The organism is Alteromonas sp. 5NS40-0096 (genome assembly GCF_057544385.1).
Genome location: NZ_BAAJLQ010000005.1, coordinates 252812 through 273252 on the forward strand (window position 1 = coordinate 252812; position 20441 = coordinate 273252).

General features: G+C 46.2%; 20 protein-coding genes and 2 tRNA genes. 17 read left to right on the top strand and 5 right to left on the bottom strand.

What is annotated here, in order from left to right; translation table 11 throughout:
- Positions 1-295: 295 nt before the first annotated feature.
- From gpmM to AC27G9_RS16155, 4 genes are all read left to right on the top strand, one after another.
- Positions 296-1831: a 2,3-bisphosphoglycerate-independent phosphoglycerate mutase gene (gpmM, locus tag AC27G9_RS16140; protein ID WP_487075503.1), complete on the top strand. Its 1536-nt coding sequence runs from the start codon at positions 296-298 to the stop codon at positions 1829-1831.
- Positions 1832-1854: 23 nt separating this feature from the next.
- A complete protein-coding gene (locus AC27G9_RS16145; RefSeq protein WP_487075504.1) occupies positions 1855-3006 on the top strand; it encodes a murein hydrolase activator EnvC family protein in 1152 nt (383 codons plus the stop codon).
- Between the two features lie 255 nt (positions 3007-3261).
- Positions 3262-4011: a divergent polysaccharide deacetylase family protein gene (locus AC27G9_RS16150; RefSeq protein ID WP_487075505.1), complete on the top strand. Its 750-nt coding sequence runs from the start codon at positions 3262-3264 to the stop codon at positions 4009-4011.
- 112 nt (positions 4012-4123) lie between these two features.
- Positions 4124-4540 (top strand): MerC domain-containing protein, encoded by a 417-nt coding sequence (locus tag AC27G9_RS16155; protein WP_487075506.1) that lies wholly within the window; start codon positions 4124-4126, stop codon positions 4538-4540.
- Here AC27G9_RS16155 and AC27G9_RS16160 read toward each other — a convergent pair.
- From AC27G9_RS16160 to rsgA, 4 genes are all read right to left on the bottom strand, one after another.
- Positions 4533-5228: a glycerophosphodiester phosphodiesterase gene (locus AC27G9_RS16160; protein WP_487075507.1), complete on the bottom strand. Its 696-nt coding sequence runs from the start codon at positions 5226-5228 to the stop codon at positions 4533-4535. The genes AC27G9_RS16155 and AC27G9_RS16160 overlap by 8 nt on opposite strands.
- 8 nt (positions 5229-5236) lie before the next feature.
- The gene (locus tag AC27G9_RS16165; RefSeq protein ID WP_487075508.1) at positions 5237-6103 is read right to left on the bottom strand and encodes a DMT family transporter; all 867 of its coding nucleotides are present in this window, start codon (positions 6101-6103) and stop codon (positions 5237-5239) included.
- Positions 6104-6124: 21 nt separating this feature from the next.
- Positions 6125-7003 (bottom strand): archaetidylserine decarboxylase, encoded by an 879-nt coding sequence (gene asd, locus AC27G9_RS16170; RefSeq protein ID WP_487075509.1) that lies wholly within the window; start codon positions 7001-7003, stop codon positions 6125-6127.
- A gap of 109 nt (positions 7004-7112) precedes the next feature.
- Positions 7113-8144, bottom strand: coding sequence for a small ribosomal subunit biogenesis GTPase RsgA (rsgA, locus tag AC27G9_RS16175; protein WP_487075510.1), 1032 nt, complete (start codon positions 8142-8144; stop codon positions 7113-7115).
- A gap of 90 nt (positions 8145-8234) precedes the next feature.
- Between rsgA and orn the strand changes: the two genes are divergently transcribed.
- From orn to ilvN, 8 genes are all read left to right on the top strand, one after another.
- Complete coding sequence (orn, locus tag AC27G9_RS16180; protein ID WP_487075511.1) at positions 8235-8780, top strand: oligoribonuclease; 546 nt, start codon at positions 8235-8237, stop codon at positions 8778-8780.
- A gap of 143 nt (positions 8781-8923) precedes the next feature.
- A tRNA-Gly gene (locus tag AC27G9_RS16185) sits at positions 8924-8999 on the top strand.
- A gap of 40 nt (positions 9000-9039) precedes the next feature.
- Positions 9040-9115, top strand: a tRNA-Gly gene (locus tag AC27G9_RS16190).
- A 782-nt stretch (positions 9116-9897) separates the two neighbouring features.
- Positions 9898-12963, top strand: a complete 3066-nt coding sequence (locus AC27G9_RS16195; protein WP_487075512.1) for a TonB-dependent receptor domain-containing protein — start codon at positions 9898-9900, stop codon at positions 12961-12963.
- A 121-nt stretch (positions 12964-13084) separates the two neighbouring features.
- Positions 13085-13582 (top strand): DUF4442 domain-containing protein, encoded by a 498-nt coding sequence (locus AC27G9_RS16200; protein WP_487075513.1) that lies wholly within the window; start codon positions 13085-13087, stop codon positions 13580-13582.
- Between the two features lie 230 nt (positions 13583-13812).
- Positions 13813-14193, top strand: coding sequence for a MaoP family protein (locus tag AC27G9_RS16205; RefSeq protein WP_487075514.1), 381 nt, complete (start codon positions 13813-13815; stop codon positions 14191-14193).
- A 192-nt stretch (positions 14194-14385) separates the two neighbouring features.
- A complete protein-coding gene (locus AC27G9_RS16210; RefSeq protein ID WP_487075515.1) occupies positions 14386-16104 on the top strand; it encodes an acetolactate synthase 3 large subunit in 1719 nt (572 codons plus the stop codon).
- Positions 16104-16601: an acetolactate synthase small subunit gene (gene ilvN / locus AC27G9_RS16215; RefSeq protein WP_487075516.1), complete on the top strand. Its 498-nt coding sequence runs from the start codon at positions 16104-16106 to the stop codon at positions 16599-16601. The genes AC27G9_RS16210 and ilvN overlap by 1 nt, the downstream gene beginning before the upstream one ends.
- On the opposite strand, the gene AC27G9_RS16220 is transcribed toward ilvN, so the two are convergent.
- Entirely contained in the window at positions 16598-17425 is an 828-nt protein-coding gene (locus AC27G9_RS16220) for a substrate-binding periplasmic protein (protein ID WP_487075517.1), read from the bottom strand. The genes ilvN and AC27G9_RS16220 overlap by 4 nt on opposite strands.
- A 380-nt stretch (positions 17426-17805) precedes the next feature.
- Here AC27G9_RS16220 and tatA point away from each other — a divergent pair, with 380 nt between their 5' ends.
- The 5 genes from tatA to AC27G9_RS16245 are packed head-to-tail and all read left to right on the top strand — an operon-like array spanning position 17806 to position 20439.
- On the top strand, positions 17806-18042 hold the full coding sequence (gene tatA, locus AC27G9_RS16225) for a Sec-independent protein translocase subunit TatA (protein ID WP_487075518.1): 237 nt from the start codon (positions 17806-17808) through the stop codon (positions 18040-18042).
- Positions 18042-18341, top strand: coding sequence for a Sec-independent protein translocase protein TatB (tatB, locus tag AC27G9_RS16230; protein WP_487075519.1), 300 nt, complete (start codon positions 18042-18044; stop codon positions 18339-18341). Before tatA ends, tatB begins: the two co-directional genes overlap by 1 nt.
- Positions 18341-19090, top strand: a complete 750-nt coding sequence (gene tatC, locus AC27G9_RS16235; RefSeq protein WP_487075520.1) for a twin-arginine translocase subunit TatC — start codon at positions 18341-18343, stop codon at positions 19088-19090. Before tatB ends, tatC begins: the two co-directional genes overlap by 1 nt.
- A 46-nt stretch (positions 19091-19136) precedes the next feature.
- Positions 19137-19658 (top strand): hypothetical protein, encoded by a 522-nt coding sequence (locus AC27G9_RS16240; protein ID WP_487075521.1) that lies wholly within the window; start codon positions 19137-19139, stop codon positions 19656-19658.
- Between the two features lies 1 nt (position 19659).
- On the top strand, positions 19660-20439 hold the full coding sequence (locus AC27G9_RS16245) for a TatD family hydrolase (protein WP_487075522.1): 780 nt from the start codon (positions 19660-19662) through the stop codon (positions 20437-20439).
- Positions 20440-20441 lie beyond the last annotated feature (2 nt).

Sequence of the window (20441 nt, forward strand, 5' to 3'; positions counted from 1 at the left end):
TCTGTAATAAAATAACGATAAAATGGATGAATAATCGAGATTAGGTTGAAATGTGTAATTTTATTACAAATTGGCGGTGATGTTTGTCATAATATTCGTGCAACTATCAATCAAGAAGGGCTTTGTCATTGGCGTCCACTGATTTAAACTAGCAACTATGATGTTGAATCTAGGGTGAATTTGGCGCGCTCCAAACATCTGGGCATAGGTTTTTACACCATTACCCAGCTGTAGTATTGGATACAGACAGAGCCGCTCGACCTATCAGCAACCACTTTATTTTGTAGGAAGCGCTATGACTGAAGCGAAAAAAACACTTGCTCTGATTATCCTCGACGGTTGGGGTTATCGAGAAGAGACGACTAACAATGCTATCTTGGCTGCCAATACGCCAAATCTTGATCGCCTCTTCAAAGAATACCCTAGCACTTTGATAAGTGGCTCTGGTCTGGATGTGGGGCTGCCTGATGGGCAAATGGGTAACTCGGAAGTGGGCCATGTAAACCTTGGTGCAGGCCGCGTGGTATATCAAGACTTTACTAAAATTACCAAAGCTATCGATGATGGCGATTTTCAACAAAATCCAACACTCGTGGCGGCTATTGATGACGCCGTAAATGCGGGTAAAGCAGTACACCTGATGGGGCTGTTTTCGCCGGGTGGTGTTCACAGTCACGAAGACCACATCTTTGCCGCAATTAAGATGGCTCATGGCCGCGGCGCGAAAGCCATTTATCTGCACGCCTTTTTGGATGGCCGTGATACGCCACCGCGCAGTGCACAAAGTTCATTAGAGAAGGCTCAGGCGCTGTTTGAAGAACTGGGCACAGGTAAAGTAGCAAGTTTGGTAGGCCGTTATTTTGCCATGGACCGTGACAAGCGTTGGGATCGCGTTGAAAAAGCCTACAACTTGATAACCCAAGGCCAATCTGAACATTCAGCGAATAGCGCAGTAGAAGGTCTACAGGCCGCCTATGAACGAGACGAAAACGATGAGTTCGTCAGTCCGACGATAATCGGCGATGCGGTGAAAATGGAAGATGGCGACGCCCTGTTGTTTATGAACTTCAGAGCAGACCGCGCACGTCAAATATCGCAAGTGTTTGTTGATGATAACTTTGATGGTTTTGACGTTTCCAACAAACCAGCATTGAGCCAATTTGTGATGCTAACGCAGTATTCTGCTGATCTGAATGCGCCTGCAGCTTATCCGCCTGAAGCATTGGTAAACGTAATGGGCGAATGGTTAGAGAAGAACAACAAGACACAACTTCGCATATCAGAAACGGAAAAATATGCGCACGTCACCTTTTTCTATAGCGGTGGTCGTGAGAGTGAATTCAATGGCGAAGAGCGAGTATTGATTCCTTCACCAGATGTTGCAACCTATGATTTGCAGCCTGAGATGAACTCTGAGATGCTCACTGACGAACTGGTTGCCGCGATTGAGTCTGGCAAGTTCGACGTGATCGTTTGTAATTACCCCAATGGCGACATGGTTGGTCACACTGGCGTATTTGAAGCTGCGGTGAAAGCGTGTGAAGCCGTAGATTATTCAATCGGTCGTGTGATTGCGGCCCTCGAAAAATCTGGTGGGGAATGTTTGATTACCGCTGACCATGGCAATGCTGAGCAAATGGTTAACGAAAAGACCGGACAAGCGCATACCGCTCATACCAGCGAACCTGTTCCTTTCATTTACTTCGGTCGTAATGCTACACCGCGCACTGGCGGTACGCTAAGTGACGTAGCACCGACAATGCTTCACTTGATGGGCATGGAGCAGCCTGAAGAAATGACTGGCACACCTATCATGACGTTGAACGACTAATGATAGAGAGACGCCAGGTGCGAATGTCGTTAGTAGCGAAGGTAACTTTGCTACTCACTGCGATGTTTGCCCTAGCGTCACCAGTTTTGGCACAAGTCTCTGCTGACGAAGCACAGCAGGAACTTCTTCAAATCCAATCCGAGTTAAAAGAGCGTCAGAGCAATCTCGCCAAGTCTCAGGCCTCTGCGCAAGAAATCGAAGCTGTGCTCAGACAATCCGAACTCGAGATTGGTAAAGTTGCAGGCGCATTAAACGCCACACAACAATCCCTTTCAAAAAATCGCCAAGAGCAACGTCAACTGACAACGCGCCAGAGTGAACTAGAAGCCGCGATTGGCCAACAACAAGGTCAGCTATCAAATCAGTTGCGAAGTGCATTTATGGCTGGGCATTACGACTATGCCAAAATGCTGTTTTTTCAAGACGATGCCAGAAATTTCGAGCGAGTACTGACATATTACCAGTATATGAATAAGGCTCGTCAGCAAAGCATTGAAACCTTTCGAGACAGTGTAAACGAGCTGGAAACGGTGAAAGTGAGCTTAGAGCAAGCTCGATCCGCTTTGGCTGCTCTGTTAAGTGAACAGACGCAACAGCAACAAGAGCTGAAGGCTCGTCAATCGGATAGGCAATTAACCCTAAATGCGCTGAATAAAAAGATCCGTTCAGAAGCTACCAAAGTCGAATCGTTGCAAGCCAGTGAACAAGCTCTCAAACGCGCCCTTGAAGCAGCATTACTCGCTGCGGAACGCGCGGCTCAGCAAGAAAATATTGTGCTAAATGGGCTCGCTAAGCTCAAAGGGAAACTAGACAAACCAGCTAGTGGCAGGGTGATGCGCTTATTTGGCAAGCGACGCCAAGGGCAAGTTCGTTGGAAAGGCGTCGTTATCGAAGGTAACGAAGGGAGTGCTATAAGCGCAGTATCATCTGGCCGAGTGCTGTATGCAGATTGGCTCAAAGGCTTTGGTTTAGTCACGATAATTGATCATGGTGCGGGTTACATGAGCGTTTATGGACACAGCCAAGCACTGTTGAAAAAGGTCGGAGATACCGTGGTCAGTGGCGAAACCATTGCATTAGTCGGGCAGAGTGGTGGTCAGAGTTATCCCAACCTGTATTTTGAAATTCGCCACAAAGGCAAGGCTCTCAATCCATCTGCTTGGTTGGCTCGCTAAGATCTACCACTTTCACGCGTTACTAAGCCAAATTGAAAAGTAAATGTGCTTAACTTACCGACAGTTGGCTCGCGTATTGGCAATTCCATTATCAACCCTCAAACGTTTGTGATACTTTGACAATATTGAGCTGATAGAACGTGTTGGCCTTTGGTGGACACGCCACAATAACAATAATGAATGCTTTGTATTATGCTGGCTAGGCCGCAACCTTTTTCGCGCTGTTTTCACTTTCGATTATTCACGGTAATCCTATTGCTGTGCACTAATCTTGCGTTCCCTAGTATTACCTCTGCGCAAGGACAAGCACCGGCCAAAATTGCGATTGTGCTAGATGATTTAGGTTACCGCTCTAGTGATGCCGCTGTGTTTCAGTTACCAACCCAGATTGCGATTTCCGTACTACCAGATACACCATTTGCCAGTAAATGGTCTCGCCAAGCCCACACTGAGGGGCGCGATGTCATTTTGCATTTGCCGATGGAGTCTGAGTCACAAAAGCGATTGGGACCTATGGCGATTACATCGGATATGTACCCGTACTCGATAGAGCAAACTTTGGAAGAGGCATTAAATACGGTGCCATTTGCCATTGGCGTGAATAACCACATGGGCAGTAAGCTCACTGCTCAAACCGAACCTATGAATGCGTTGATGTCCGCGCTTAAAAAACGCAATTTACTGTTTATCGATAGCCGTACAACACCTTTGTCGGTGGCGGAGCTCGTCGCTAAGCGGAAAGGATTGACCACCGGACGGCGCCATGTCTTTTTGGATCATGTGCAGTCAGAAGCGTTTATTACCCATCAATTTGAGTACCTCAAATCTCTCGCCAGTAAAAAAGGCCAGGCCTTAGCCATTGCTCATCCACACCCACTGACGGTAGAAGTATTGAAACGCCAGCTTCAAGCCCTTGATTCTACTCAATTTGAGCTTGTCGATGTAAGTGATTACTTTCGCTTAAATCAAGAGAATAAAACACAAGTGAGCCAAATCGCAGAGTGATTCAAAAAGACTTATTGAGAAGTAGCAAAGGCGAATTCAGCGACCAAAAAACTTGCAAAATTGATGCGTTGTTATACTATAACGCCTCTTCAAAAACCGAGCTTGTCAATTCATGCGAACTAATTCCGAAGCCTCACCTATCATGGATAAATTGGGTATCTGGGTGTCCAGCCTCTGCGCTGTTCATTGCCTAGCCTTGCCTATTCTACCCATTTTAGCGACAACGGTTTTTGGTGAAGTGTGGTTTGAACGTTTGATATTGAGCATTTCGATCTTAGTCGGCTTGGTGTCATTACTGCTTGGTTCCATTCGCCATCACGGCCAGTACTATCCGCTACTCTTTCTCGTCGTCGGCGGGGTCATTTACTGGAACAAAGGCGCATTGGGCGATGAGTGGGAGCCACTGACAATCGCCGTAGGTGCAGGTTTAATTATTGCCGGTCACTGGATAAATCTGCGATTGTGTCGACAGTGTAAATGCTGTCACAACAGCCTGTTTGATACTCCAGCGCCTACTGTGACTAAGTAGCGTTTAGACAGTTTCGTGCTACATCTGGCACATTGGTAAAAATTCCATCTACACCCCATGCTCGCATTTGTAATATATCTTGTGGGTGATCTACGGTATACACAAAGACTTGCAGACCCGCTTGGTGTGCCTGTTTCACAAAGGCTTCGTTGACGACATCGATATCGATATTGGCATAGTCTGCGTTCAAATAAAGAGCGTCGTCAATCGTACTCAAGCTAATACTTGCGCTCAGCGCAGCAATCGTCATCTCTGGCATTATGTGTTTTAACGCTTTTAGCCAGCTGTGTTGAAAAGATGAAACCACAACTTGCGACATCGCCAAGCGTGAATCTCTGAGGCAAGTTTGAATTTCCTCTGCCAACAGCTCAATATCATAAGCGTACTTTATTTCGATGTTGATCAGAGCACGTTGCGGACATATAGAGAAAACTTCTGATAAGAGGGGAACGGCTTGGCCATTACCCGCATCAAGTGCTCGCAAGTCACTCAGCGATTGCTCGGTCACTTTGCCCTGCCCATTTGTGGTTCTGTTTAACCAGCGATCATGAATTACAACACTCGCGCCATCGACTTGGTAGACATCAAATTCAATGCCGTCTGCACCCATTTCAAATGCTTTTGTGAATGCAGTCGCCGTGTTCTCTGGCGCAGCTTTGCTTGCCCCTCTGTGACCAAGGATCAGCATGTTTCCCTCTACGATTTGTGGAGTTTGTGTGTATTGATTGTTTCGTAGATTGATGCCGATGTCACGAGGATTCCACCGAGTAACGTTTTCCAACTAGGGTTTTCATCGAGCAACACCACAGCCAAAATAACGCCGTAAAAGGGCTGCATGCAGGCGATTAATGAAAATGTCTTTACTCTCAAGTGTATGAGACTGGCCGCAATGAGAGCATGGGGAAGGGCGGTAAATACAGTGCCAAGTACCAGCAATAGTATCCATGCATATCCACTTGCTTGCGGTATGTTATCCGATGCAAACGGGACGAGTGTAATGAAGATGACCAGAGACTGCCACGCGATCGCTTTAGCGCCGCTATAGTGTGAAAAGTGCTTGCGGTGTAGGAGATTGCGAATCGCGTACAAGACTGCGCTCACAACACCAACGACAACGCCTAAGGTGACATCGTTCTCTAATGAGCCAGCAGGCACAATTAAAACAATACCGACAAACACAATGAGTGCACTAATGATGTCTTGCCAAACCAATTTGGTTTTTTCAAACAACGGTTCTAGCAGCACACTAATCACGGGAAACGTAAAGAGAGCGATAATACCTACAGATATGCCTGCGTATTGCATGGCGGCGAAATAAGTAACCCAGTGGGCCGACATCAGTGCGCCCAGCCCCGCTGCTATCCAATAGTCTTTCGCTGACGATAATTTCCAAGATTCGCCTTTCAGTGCAATAAACGTAAAGAGTGCGAGAAACGCAAACAACGAACGGCCGAAGGTAATATCTGTTGCCGATAGCGGTATGATTTGTGAGAACAGCGCCGTGCCGCCCAACAGCATAACTGTGACGTGCAGCGAGAATAAGCTACGCTTTACTGGGTCCATTGGCACGGGTCGTATCGCAGTCTATTCGGCGTCTGAAGTTTCAGACTGGGTATACGCGAATGGCGTACCGAGTCGTGTTACTTGTCCTGGCTCAAGATCAGCAAAGTCTATCGCATTTGGCTCGAAGCACACCACAATTGTCGATCCTAATTTGAAGCGTCCCATTTCCTCGCCCTTGCCGAGTGTGACACTGGCTTCACTGCCTTTTTCATATTGCCAATGTTGGACGTTTCTGCCCGCTGGCGGTGTGACTGTGCCAGCCCAAACGGTCTCGATGCTTGCCACTATCGTTGCACCCACAAGTACCATTGCCATCTTACCCACGGGAGTATCAAAGTACGCGACGACTCGTTCGTTTCTGGCAAACAAGCTCGGTACATTTTCCGCCGTCAATGGATTTACTGAGAATAAGTCGCCGGGAATGTAGACCATGTCTGTCAATGTGCCTTCAACAGGCATATGGATACGGTGGTAATCTTTTGGTGAAAGATAAATTGTGGCAAATCGGCCACCTTTAAACGGTTGGGCCAATTCTGGCTTGCCACCGAGTAGCGTCGTCAGGCTGAAGTGGTGCCCTTTCGCTTGAAACAGTTTGTCGTCTTCGATCTCACCAAATTGACTCACGGTACCATCTACTGAATGGGCGAGCACATTTTCTCTGTCATCGATTGGACGCAGGCCCTCTTTCAAAGGACGAGTAAAGAATTCATTGAAGCTGGCGTAATCCTCTGGATTTTCGCGCTGCGCTTCACTCATGTTAACGTTAAACTGTTTTACAAACACCTTGATTAACCAGTGTGTTAATCCACCAGCCTCGGCCGCAGCAAGCTTGCCAACCAATCGAGAAAGTAAATGTTTTGGTAAGATGTATTGCAGGTTAACTTTGAACCAGTCCAGCACGGTAACGTCTCCATTCTAATATAGCGGGCGGATTGTACCCTAACCTTGCCCATCTAGATACCTGAGGTTTAATATGTGTTAGTCGGCTTTGGCATAAGCCTATTACCGTTTACTCTTGGCCTTTCACAAAGTTAGGTCGTTGCTCTTCCATCGACACCAGTATTCTGTGGTAGCTGTCGAAGCGCTGAGCGTCAATCTGGCCATCCTCTACTGCCTGTCTTAACAAACATCCCGGATCGTTTAGATGTTTACAGTCTCGGAATTTGCAGCCGCCCAAAAAGTCTCTGAACTCGATAAACCCCCATGTTACCCGCTCGTGAGGTAGGTGCCACAGGGCAAACTCACGCACCCCAGGAGAGTCAATTAAATCGCCGCCAGTGGGGATGTGAAGAAGCTTAGCGGCAGTCGTAGTATGCTGGCCCAAACCTGAGTTGTCGGAAATCTCGCCAACCAATTCATCTGCGCCTGGCAGGATTTGATTGATTAAACTCGATTTGCCGACCCCAGATTGGCCGACAAATACACTGATTTTGTCGCCGAGTAATTGGCTCAGTGCTTCAATACCTTCGCCTGATTTACAACTAGTGAACATCACTCGATAACCCAGTTTTTCGTAGAGCTCCAGGGCGGTTTGGGTTTCTTTTCGTTCTTCATCCGACATCAACTCTACTTTGTTCAGTACGATTACGGGCTGAATGCCTGTGTCTTCACAAGCCACTAAATAGCGGTCGATAATATTAAGCGACAGAACAGGCAGTACCGAACTGACGATGATAATTTGGTCGATGTTGGCAGCAATAGGTTTGATACCATCGTAAAAATCAGGACGGCTTAGCAAAGAGTGCCTATCTTTGACGATTTCAATCACGCCGGTGACTGCTGAATCGTCATTGTCTTCTTTGCTGAACATAACATTGTCGCCACAAACAACCGAATCGACAGTACGTCTGATATGGCAGCGTGTAATAGTGCCGGATTGGTCTTCAACATCCGCGTGTTTACCAAAGCGTCCAATGACTCTTCCCAAGAGCTGCTCGCCACCTGCACTGATCGTGCTTTGGGGTTTGTTTTTTAGTCGCTTACTGCGGTTGGCCGCAATTTGCCTTTTTTGTCTTTGCGTAAGTTTTGGTTTTTTAGCCACTTTGCTTCATAAGTTCGCGTATACTGTGTTCAATAGTAACGTTTTCGCACCGAGTGTGCACGGCTAATGCCTGATAATTGAGGAATTGAGATGACCAAAGATAATGCAAACTTGGTTTGGATCGATATGGAAATGACAGGGTTAGACCCTGAATCCTGTGTTGTTCTTGAAATTGCTACGATAGTCACTGATCCGCAGCTTAATATTTTAGCTGAAGGGCCTGTCATCGCGGTACATCAGCCGGATGACGTCCTTGATAATATGGACCCTTGGTGTGTAGATACTCATGGTAAAAGTGGCTTAACCGCACGGTGCCGCCAAAGCACAATCTCAGTCGAAGAGGCGTCTCGGCAAACTATTGAGTTTTTGAAAGATTATGTCGATGCTGGTCAATCGCCTTTGTGCGGAAATACGATAGGACAAGACAGACGCTTCATGGTTAAGTACATGCCGGAATTGGAAGACTATTTTCATTACCGAAGCATTGATGTGAGTACGGTTAAAGAGCTTATTCGCAGATGGAAGCCAGAAGTGCTGTCGGGCTTTAAGAAAAAGGGCACGCATTTAGCCCTAGATGATATTCGTGAATCTATCGCTGAAATGCACTACTACCGAACTCAGGTCTTCACTATTTAGGGTACAGTCAGGGATTTTGGTGGCTATTTGAACAAATAGATAGGAATTCTTAAAAAAGTTGCATTTAATAGTTGCGTTGAACAGTTATTTTTGTACAATGCGCTCCACTTCAAAACGAAGTGCCTTTTCAAGCAGTTTTTGATGCGGGAATAGCTCAGCTGGTAGAGCACAACCTTGCCAAGGTTGGGGTCGCGAGTTCGAATCTCGTTTCCCGCTCCAAATTGCCTCAGGTCAAACGACCATATGCTTGAAATCCTACGCGGGAATAGCTCAGCTGGTAGAGCACAACCTTGCCAAGGTTGGGGTCGCGAGTTCGAATCTCGTTTCCCGCTCCAATTTCTCTTCAGAAATAGCTTTAATACTGTAATGACCCCAAGGGGTACGCGAACGGTCACCGTAAGTTGCAAATCTGTTTTCCAGACGGAGAATGGCAATGAAACTTTGTCATCGTTGTTAGGTGAAATGACACCGCCCAATAGCGCTACGAGAATGTAAATAAAAATTTACGTGACTTGCTACCGCGGAAACGTTTGCATTAATGAAACACTGTAACACTTGCAAGTTTGTTTTTTGTACAATATCAGTGATCTCGCCGATTCGCTTGCTCACAACAACGAGTCATCGTTCCATGTAAAGGTTTTTGAAACATTTTGTTACAAAATTGTTGGTGCGTAGAATTTCACTTATTTTGGAAGTTTATTTTGTCGCTTTAGCGTGTATTTCATACCGCTTATCTCAAGTTCTTCTTCACACGCCCTATTTTTCTGCGCACGCGTTAATGGCGAATGAACAATCACTAAAATGAATAATAAGTGAATATATATTCACTGTGCATTCTTTGTTCATGCACAACAATTGAACAAATCCTGATTCAACGGTGTGCAAATCGCAATTTTTGGACTAATTTGTTGATTTACTGCACCTCTTTCGTGCGAGGAATGGTGTAGTATAAGGGCGTTGTAGCATGAACTGTCGCAATATGTGAATACATATTCAGTAAATGTCGCTCAGGGACCCTGATTTCTGCATTTTTAATCAGTAAAGCGGCATGGATCATGCTCAGGGAAACCACACATCATAAAAACTATAGTGGCCAAAGAGCCACATTGGAGAAAACATGACTGTAAAACTAGAGAGTCGTAGAAAGTTTACTGCGCTAGCTTGTGCTGTCGCTTCTGCTTTTGCCGTTAACTCGGCATGGGCACAAGAAGCTCAGGACGAGAAAGAAGCAGGAGTAGAGAAAATTGTTGTTACAGGTTCTCGTGTTGCTCAAGATGAGTCACTTGAAGCAGCGAGTCCTGTTTTAGCTATTGGTGCTGACGATATCAAACTATCAGGCCAAATCGATCTAGGTGCATTATTACGAGAATCTCCGCAGCTGCAAGCATCACTGCCTGGTTCATTTTCTGCATTTAATGGCACGCCACTTGGTGCGAGCTTACTTGACCTGCGTAACTTGGGCGATGAGCGTACATTGGTAGTCGAAAACGGCCGTCGTCATGTTTCTGGTATCGAAGGTACAGGTTCAGTTGACGTAAATACCATTTCAACCGCTTTGCTGCGCAATGTAGAAGTACTTACTGGTGGTGCTTCAGCGGTATATGGTGCCGACGCGGTATCGGGTGTTGTTAACTTCAATATGCGTAAAGGTACGTCATTTGACGGTGCGGAAGTTCGTACTCAAACTGGTGTAAGTGCTGACGGTGACGCAAACGAATTCTTCCTTTCCCTCGCGAATGGTTTTGCTACAGATAAGGGCGATTTAGTATTCGCTGTAGAGTATCAAACTACAAGCCCTGTATTTGCTCGAGATAGAGACTTCGCTGGCTCTGGTTTGTACACACAGGTGGCTAACAACGCTGCAACTCAACAAGCATTTGGTGTTGATCCGCGTTTCGCTAACACCTGGGTTCCTGATTACCGTCTTCCTATTTCGAGTGACGGTGGTGTTATTTCATTGACCGGTAGTGCATTCGTTGATGCTGCATCTTCCGGTGGTACAGTGGGCTGTGGCACGATAGGTTCTATCAATGCTGCTACGTGTCAATACGTCGATGCGAATGGTCAGTTACGCCCTTACAACCCAGGCGATGTTTTCATCGGTGCATTCGATGCGAGTGGTGGTGATGGTGTACCAGCACAACCTGATTCAGAACTCATTCTTCCTGAGTCTACACGCGTACTTTTCCAAACAGCTGGTACATATGAAGTAAACGACTTTATCAATGTTTTCGCTGATGCGAAGTTTGTATTCAGTGAAACAAAAGAAACAAACCAAGTTAACGGTTTTAACGACGACATTCCAATTGCGTTAGACAACCCATTTGTACCCGCCGCTTTGCTAAGTCAAATCAATACGCTTCAGGCGGAAGGTGAAGATATTAGCCTAGTGATGTCTCGAGATGTACTTGATGCAACGGCAACGTCTAATCCACGTGCTGAGCGTAAAACATTCCGTATCGTTATGGGTCTTGAAGGCTATATTCCGGGTACAGATTTAGATTACGAAATCGCGTACAACTACGGCCGAACTGATGCAGATATCACTTCACGCTTGCGTCTAGAAGATCGCTACTTTGCAGCAATTGATGCCGTGGTAGATCCTGCGACAGGTCAAACGGTTTGTCGTTCAGAACTCGACACAACTGCAGTGCCTCCGACTTCACCGTTCCCTGCCGCAAACCCGAACTTTGGCTTTTTGACGTTCCAGCCAGGACAAGGCAACTGTGTACCGGTAAATCTTTTTGGTATTAACTCAGTTAGCCAAGAAGCAGCAGATTGGATCTTCCAACCTGCAACGTCTCAGAATGAAATCGAGCAAGAACATATCCTAGCTGTTATTTCTGGTGATTCAGGCGAATGGTTTGAACTTCCTGCTGGCCCAATCAGCTTCGCAGTCGGTTATGAATGGCGCCGTGAGACGAGTGCATTTACTCCAGATGCATTCTCAGCTGCGGGCTTGACCTTCGGTACATTAGAGTCACGTAGTGGCCCAACTAATGCTTCAAATGGTCAGTACGACGTTTCTGAATACTTCATTGAAGCTAACTTCCCAATACTAGACGGCCAGCCATTCGCAGAGCGTCTTGAATTGAAAACTCAGTATCGTGAATCAGATTATGACCCATACGGCACAAATGATGCGTGGACGGTTGGTGCAGTTTGGTCGCCAGTGGCATCTTTGACTGTTCGATCAACGCTTTCTGAGGCGGTACGTGTGCCGAACATTAACGAAGCATTTGCTCCAACGTTTGCTGCGACAATCGGTGCTGGTGATGATCCGTGTAACCAAAACTTGATTGGTGCGGGTTCAGAGTTCCGTGAAGCAAACTGTATCGCGTTGATTGGTCAAACTGTTGCAGATGGTACTTATGACTCTACTCAGTTCCTATCAGCTTTCGTAGCAGGTACAACAGGTGGTAACCCTAACCTGAATCCTGAAGAAGCAGAAACACTAACCGTAGGCTTAGTCTGGAATCCTGATGGCCAGTTCGATGGTATGTTAGATGACCTAGTCGTTACTCTAGACTACTACAATATCGAAATCGATGGCTTGATTGACAGCTTGACGGGTTTCCAAATCGCACAGAACTGTGTGGATGCACCGACAATCAACAACGTATTCTGTGACGCGGTTCAGCGTGATGCAACGAATGGCTTCATCACTGACTTCCAGTCTGGGTTCATCAACCTAGCGGCGGTTGAAACTGCAGGTATCGACTTCCGTGTCGACTACGGTTTCGATGTGTTAGACGGTCGTTTGAACATGACACTAAATGGTACTCACTTCACTAAGAACGATGAAATTCGTGATGTGTCTGCACCAGAAGAAGTGACTGATGTCTTGGGTACATTTAACCGCCCAGAGTGGATCGTAAATATGCGAGCAGACTACTTGTACGGTGATTTTGTCTTTGGTTGGAGAGGTCGTTACGAAGGCGATCAATTGCTACCTGGAATCGAAAATCAAGATATTCAGAACAACCCTGACTTTGTGAGCATTACATCTACAGGCTCAGCATTTGTTCATGACTTCTCTGTATCATGGGGCTTCGCTGAGAACATGGAACTTTACGGTGGTATCAACAACGCCTTCGCTGAAGATCCTTTCCTAGGAACACTTTCGCGTCCGGCTGGTCCACGCGGTCGTTTCTACTACATGGGTCTTAACATGACACTGTAGTCGGCGAATTAGTAATACGTTAAAAAACCCCGGTTTTACCGGGGTTTTTTGTTTTTACTTGCACTGTCAGTTCGATCGTTTTAGTGTACTGGTCTAACCAGAAAGTAAGGCCGTCAAAACTATGTCCAAGTCGAATCCTCTTCGTCACTTTGTCGATAAAGTGAATCAGTACCCATCATGGCTCAGCAGCAAACTAATGACCTGGGTATTCAGGTACAAAGTTAAACTCACTGGCACCGTGAGTATCGACATTGTCGAGACCGATGGTAAGCAAGTGACCTTTAGGCAAAAAAACTATAAAAAAGTACAGAACCACATCGGCAGTGTTCACGCCGCATGTTCTGCATTATTGGCTGAATCTGCGACCGGATTTATTGTGGGTATAAACTTACCCGGCGACAAGCTACCTTTGATTAAAGACATGAACCTCAGTTACGTAAAGCGTTCTTCTGGGGACATGATGGCGGTGGCTAAGCTTACGGACGAGCAAATTCAACAAATGCAAACGGAAGAGAAAGGGGATATTTCCGTCGCGGTGACCATTACTGACGGCAAAGGTGAAGAAACTGTCACTGCTGAGATGATATGGGCTTGGGTTCCGAAAGTACGTAAAGACTAACCGCAAGTGCACCTCAAAAAAGGTATTGGTTTTGTACCGGTTTGGAGCGGAGCCAATATCGTATTTCCCAAGATTATTTCAGTTTTTTTAAATTTTGCTAATCCGCCTGCAGAAACGCTTTTTTTTCATTGACAGTCCGTCAATTTGCTTCTAAAAAACATAGTAATTCAACTAAATATTACGTGTCGTTGATGGGCCGTCGGCCCAAGCTATTTTTGGAGTAAAACACCATGGCTCAAGTGACTAGAGACTCGTTGAAAAAAAGACTGTTTAGTGATCCTAAAAACTACCCCTATGGCTTTTCTCGTTCGGGAGATTTTTCTATCTCCGAAAGCCGTGCGCTTGGCCAGGAAGGCGCTTTTATCGCTGCCTTGGTCGATGGTCATATCACTCCTGAGAATGACGATGAACAAGCGATTCTTGAAGCTGCGTTAGGTGCGCGAGAGGCGAGCACACCTGCGCTTCGTGCTTGGGTGAAATACCAAGGCAGAATCAACCGACCGAAAACCGCCAGTATTTATGGCAGTAAACAAGCCGCCAGTGTTGAAGACGATGACGACAGTATCGTTGCCGATGATTCTGATATCGAAATTGAGATCGATAACGCTTGATTGTTAAAGGGATGTAAATAAATATCCTCTTATTGGCTAATTTTTACGCTTTTGCGAGATATTCATCCTAATTATTCCTAATATTGGGATATATATCTCGCTTTTGGCGAAAATAGTGTTTTATCTTCCTAATTCCTTCGTTATAGTCGCGTACACAAACATTTTGTCAATCTAACAATAGGAGATAGGACAGTGAAAATGATGTCGGGCGCTGCCATGGTGGTTGAAGCGCTAAAAGATGTAGGAGTTACACATGTGTTCGGTTACCCAGGTGGTGCCGTCCTTGACATTTATGATGCGTTGTTTGCGCAAGACGATGTCAAACATGTCCTCGTGCGTCATGAGCAAGCAGCTGCCCATATGGCAGATGGTTATGCACGCTCAACCGGCAAAACAGGTACTGTCCTCGTCACCTCAGGTCCTGGTGCTACTAATACGATCACAGGTATTGCCACTGCCTATATGGACTCAATTCCAATGGTCGTGTTATCGGGTCAGGTACCATCGATGCACATAGGTGAGGATGCGTTCCAAGAAACCGATATGGTTGGCTGCTCTCGCCCTATTGTAAAGCACAGCTTCTTAGTCAAACGCGCAGTGGATATTCCTGAAGCGATTGCTAAAGCCTATTACATTGCCAACACTGGCCGACCTGGCCCTGTGGTTGTTGACCTACCCAAAGACTTGGTTAACGTGCAAGACGAACACCCCTATGTGTTCCCAACTGATGTCACGATGCGTTCATACAACCCAACGCAGCGCGGTCATATGAAGCAAATTAAAAAGGCGGTAGCGTCAATGGTGAAAGCCGAGCGTCCCGTCGTTTACGTTGGTGGTGGCGCAGTAGCGTCGGATGCGTCAGAGTTAGTGACCACACTTGTTGAAAAGTTAAACGCGCCTGCAACTTGTACTCTCATGGGGTTGGGTGCGGTCTCAGGTACTCACGACCAATTCATTGGTATGTTGGGGATGCACGGTACACTTGAAGCAAACAAGACGATGCACAACTCGGATTGCATTATCGCTCTGGGAGCGCGTTTTGATGACCGGGTAACCAACAACGTTGAAAAATTCTGTCCACACGCTGAGATCATTCACGTCGATATTGACCCTGCGTCAATATCAAAAACGGTGAAAGCGCATATTCCGGTAGTGGGTTCAATTGATAAAGTCGTCGAGCAATTTTTAGAGGCACTTGCTGAAGAAGATCTCTCAGGTCAAAACGAAAAACTGAGCGATTGGTGGCAACAAATTGACCAATGGCGCAGCCGCCAGTGTCTTAATTACCAACAAGGTGAATCGGTTATCAAACCTCAGCGCGTTATTGAAGCGCTATACAAGCATACCAATGGTAATGCCTATGTTAGCTCTGATGTTGGTCAGCATCAGATGTTTGCAGCTTTGTATTATCCTTATGCCAAGCCTCGTCAGTGGATTAATTCCGGTGGCCTTGGCACCATGGGATTCGGCCTTCCAGCGGCGATGGGCGTGCAATTTGCTCACCCCGACGCAACGTCGGTTGTCGTTACGGGCGACGGTAGTATTCAGATGAATATTCAGGAGTTATCTACCTGTTTACAATACAATTTGCCGATCAAAATTATTTCGCTAAATAACCGTGCACTTGGCATGGTAAGACAATGGCAGGACATGATTTATAAGGGGCGTCATTCGCATTCTTATATGGATTCTATGCCAGACTTCGTCAAACTCGCAGAGGCTTATGGCCATGTAGGTATTAAAGTCGACTCCCTTGACGAGCTAGATGCCGCAATGGAGAAGTGCTTTAGTTACACGGACCGATTGGTCTTTATGGACATCGCCATTGATCAAAATGAGCACGTGTACCCGATGCAAATTAAATACGGGGCGATGGATGATATGCGTTTGAGTAAGACGGAGCGTACATAATGAAAAGAATTATCTCAGTACTAATGGAAAATGCGCCCGGTGCACTGTCGCGTATTGTCGGTGTGTTTTCTCAACGTGGTTACAACGTCGACTCGTTGTGTGTTGCGCCGACTGATGACGATAGTTTGTCACGCCTTACCATCATTACCCATGGCAATGACAAGGTAATCGAGCAAATCACTAAGCAAGTGAATAAGTTAATCGACGTCTTAAAAGTGGTAGATTTGACCGAAAACGCGCATATCGAACGCGAGTTGATGCTGATTAAAGTGGCAACGCGAACAGAGGCAATACGTTCGGAAGTGAAACGCAATGCAGATATCTTTCGCGCTCGCATATTGGACGTCACTGCAACCAACTACACCATAGAAATTACCGGTACAAGTGACAAACTTGATGCATTTGCGATGACGATGGCGCAAAGTGCTGAAATCATTGAATCGTCGCGCACAGGTGTGTGTGGTTTGGCGAGAGGCGAGCGCGCGCTGCGTCCTTAAAGTTCATCTTTTGTGGTGAGCACAGGCCTTGTGCTCAGCCACAATTGCCAATGTTTGGCGAACTCATCTTTCAGGCTGTTTTCGCCAATTAATTTTGCCAGTTCCTGATCAAACCGTCCCATTAGTGCGGCACAAGGCGACTGCTTAACAAACCCAAAATCGATTTGCCCAATAACAACGGGAGGGTCGAGGACTGTGTACAAGCTCTCTAACCCTTCGCCACGCAAATAGGCTAGCCCTGTGTTTAGACCGGTAATAAAGTAATCTGTTCGGCGAAGTTTCAACATGTCGAAATTCGCTTTCAAACCTTGTACTCGTTGAATCCGTAAGTGATTGGCAACAAAGTTATCAAACGCTTCACCAAAGCGGTCGCCTCGGTTCATGTTTCCGATACGGCCTTTTAAATCTTCCCAACTTTGATATTCAAATTCATGGCCTTTTAACACGAAAATCGCGAAAGGGTTTTGTAGGGCAGGGGTTTCGGTAAACGTCAAATAAGACTCCCGTTCAGGCGTTTTTTTCAGGCCCAAAATCATGTCTACATAACCTTGCTGCGCGCTGAATAAAACTCGAGTCCAAGGCCCAACATTCACGGATTTAGACTCTACTCCCAATGTTGAAAATATACGCTGGGCGAGTGCTGGTGTGAGACCGACGATATGGTTGTCTTCAGCCCAATGAAAAGGGGGATAGTTGGGGTGAGCTGTGAAGCGCACGACATCACATTGCTCAGTAACAATGTCGGCACAAACTGTCCCACTGAGACAGCACAAGGCAGTGAAAATAACCTTTTGCAGCAATTTGACGTAGGATCGACCCAGCACTCACGCTCTCTTTTTACAACAGATGAAAATTACCACTTTAGTATGATTTAAACGTAGACAAATACAAGGGGCAGCAACCGACAACGGGATTTACCGGATTTCACGTTAATGCAATGTCTGTTCAGTACGCTTGGTTTAGCATTATCTGACCATACATCCACACATAAGAGCTAAGTTTTGTGGCGCAACATGCCCCGTAATCGAGCACCTTGGTGCTTGAAAGCGAAATCTTGTTGGTGATGGTGTGCCAGATGCATGTATAATTTGATAAAGCGATTGAGGTCGCATACGGCTTTGTGAGATATTGCGCTATAGAAACAAAGCTTGCGTAGTACCAGTACCAACGAGCGATATAAAGAAAAGAAGTAACGGAGAGTGTTATGGGCGGAATTAGTGTTTGGCAATTGCTAATCATTTTAGTGATTGTTGTGTTGTTGTTCGGTACTAAGCGATTGAAGGGCATTGGCACCGATTTGGGCGGAGCCGTTAAAGGGTTTAAAAAAGCTGTGTCGGAAGAAGGCAGTGATGCTGACTTTAAAGATTCTGACAAGCGCGTAGAAGAGAAACCAGAACAAAGCGTTTCAACAGAAAGCGAAAGCGTTAAAGAAAAACAGTAATGTTTGATATTGGTTTTTTCGAACTCTTAATCATCGGTGTGTTGGGGTTGCTCGTTTTGGGCCCTGAACGCTTACCCGGTGCATTGCGATCGACAATAAAAACGGTGCGCAGCATCCGGAATATGGCAACTGGCTTCAAAACCGAGGTTGAGCATCAATTGCGCGTGCAAGAGTTACACGAAAACTTGAAGAAAGCAGAACAACAAAGTTTGCAAGATTTGGCACCAGAAGTGCAGCAAAGTGTTGAAGAGCTAAAAGAAGCGGCTAAATCCGTTCAGGAACCTTACAAAAAACCTTAATGTCTGATCCCAATACACTTATTTCTCATTTAATTGAGCTGCGAAGCCGGATTCTCAAAGCACTCGTTAGTGTGCTTGTGGTATTTCTCTGTCTGGCTTACTTCGCTCAGGATTTGTATCAAATTCTCGCTGAACCATTGATGAGAAATCTACCAGAAAATGCCAGTATGATTGCGACTGATGTGGCATCTCCCTTTTTTGCACCATTCAAACTGACCATGGTACTGTCATTCTTTATCGCTATACCCTATGTACTGTATCAAGTCTGGGGGTTCGTTGCGCCGGGGTTGTATCGCAATGAGAAGAAGTTGATTGCGCCCTTGTTGGTATCCAGTACCTTGTTGTTTTACGGTGGGATGGCTTTTGCCTACTTCGTAGTGTTTCCCCTCGCATTTGAGTTTTTTACAAACTTTGCTCCTGAGGGCGTGACGGTTAGTACTGATATATCTTCGTATCTCAACTTTGTGCTGAAATTGTTTTTTGCGTTCGGTGTTTCATTCGAAATCCCGATTGCTATCATCTTGTTGTGTTGGACTGGTGTTACCGACGCCGACAAGCTCAGAGAAAAACGGCCTTATGTTTTTGTCGGGGCGTTTGTGGTTGGTATGTTAATGACGCCACCTGATGTCATTTCACAAACGCTACTTGCTCTGCCCATGTGGTTGCTATTTGAAATTGGTGTTGTGATAGGCGGCTTGTATGCCAAGCGCAATAATCAAGATGAGCATGAAACTAATACTGAATCTTAGCGTCATAACGACGATAAAATAATAAAAATGTGAAGGGGAATAACAAATGAAACGAGCGCTACACGCGGTATTTGCCACCGTTATCGTCGGTTTCGTGACCACAGCAAATGCGGCGACAGTAGAGCAGGCATTACTTGCCTGTAAGCAAGAGGATAATGCACTAAAGCGATTAGTCTGTTTTGATAATGTCGCCAGTGCTATCAGTAATAACGAAGCGCCCGTCGCCGAGTTCAAAAGCCAACCAACCCCTCGTACTACAGCACCTACACGAACGGTTGCCAGTGCGCCTAAATCACAAGAAGACACCTTTGGGTTAGAGCAAAAGCAAGCCCGAGAGAAGACCGAGGAAGTCGAACGCATCTCCTCCAGTGTGGTATCAATTGCTAAAAATCAGCGCGGTAATATGACCTTGACGCTAGCAAATGGCAGTAGATGGCGTCAGGTAGAGAGCTCACAATTACGTCTTAAAGAAGGTTCAAATGTCCAGATTAAACGTGGATTATTTGGCGCATTTTACTTGTTTTTGGAAGGCTCGAATCGTCAAATGAAGGTTAAGCGAATCGACTAACATGGCGTGGTTTGATATTGGCGTGAATTTACTGGATTCACGCTTCGACCCCGCAGAAATAATCCATAACGCTGAGCAACAAGGCGTAAGCCGACTGTGCGTTATCACTACGCATCCTGATGAGTGGGAATTAGCCGCCGACCTGTATACAAAGTTTCCAGATCGTCTTTGCTACACGGTTGGTGTTCACCCTCACAATGCGAAATCGATGCGCCCCGAACACTGGCCAGAGTTACGTCAAAGGGCACGCGCTCATGGCGTCGTGGCGATAGGGGAATGTGGATTGGATTACAACCGAGATTTTTCGCCAAGAGACGTACAAAGAGATGTGTTTGAGCAGCAATTAAAGCTGGCTGGCGAGTTAGGTATGCCAGTGTACCTGCACGAACGAGATGCCTTTGACGACCAAATCACCTTACTCGATTCCCATCTCGATTCAATTCCTGCCGGCGTGTTACACTGCTTTACAGCGGGCCGTATAGAACTTGAACAATATGTGAAACGCGGTTTGTATATTGGGGTAACAGGTTGGGTGTGTGACGACAAGCGAGGCGAAGCGTTACGTGATGCCGTACCAGCGATTCCTATCGAGCGTTTACTCCTCGAAACCGATGCGCCGTACCTATTTCCGAAAACGCTGCGGCCACGCAAACGCAACAATGAGCCTGCATATTTGCCTCACATTGCGATGGGGGTTGCCAAGTTACGCGGTATGGCACAAAACGAACTTCGTGAAGTGAGCTACCGCAATGCCTGTCGATTATTTGGATTGAATGAGTAGCC